The sequence below is a fragment of the Mycolicibacterium tusciae genome (assembly GCF_002086795.1).
Classification (GTDB): domain Bacteria; phylum Actinomycetota; class Actinomycetes; order Mycobacteriales; family Mycobacteriaceae; genus Mycobacterium; species Mycobacterium tusciae.
Map to the genome: position 1 here is coordinate 1 of NZ_MVIM01000064.1, position 436 is coordinate 436.

General features: G+C 67.2%; 1 pseudogene. It reads left to right on the forward strand.

Features of this window, described 5'->3' with window-relative positions:
* Window positions 1–436: pseudogene (locus BST47_RS30875) on the forward strand (hypothetical protein); the annotation flags it as partial.

Genomic DNA, 436 nt, shown 5'->3' on the forward strand with positions numbered 1-436 from the left:
CTCCGTTTGGTGGTGGGGGCGGCGGGCTGCCGGGTGCGGGGTTCGTTGATCCGTTGGCGTCGTCGTTGGCGGGGCTGGCTGATCCTGAGCGAACAGGTCTGGGGTTCACCGATGAGCCTGACGATAAGGCTGACGACAAGGATTCCGAGGCTCCTGAGTTCGAGGAAGCCGGGCTCAAGGACGAAGGCGGCGACGGCGAGAGCGGTGACGGCGAGCAGGACGCAGGTACTGCGCCAGCTGGCGCTAATGGTGCGCCTGGTGGTGAGCCTGGCGTTGTTCCGCCGGTCGTGGAGCCGCCGAAGTCCACCGAGATCACGTTGCCTAGTGGTGAGGTGACCGAGGCGCGGTCGCCTGTGGGGGCCGAGGCGGTGCGGGCGGCGTTGGCGGGTTCGTCGGTGTCTGAGTCGTATCAGAAGGCTGGGGTTACGTTGCCTCC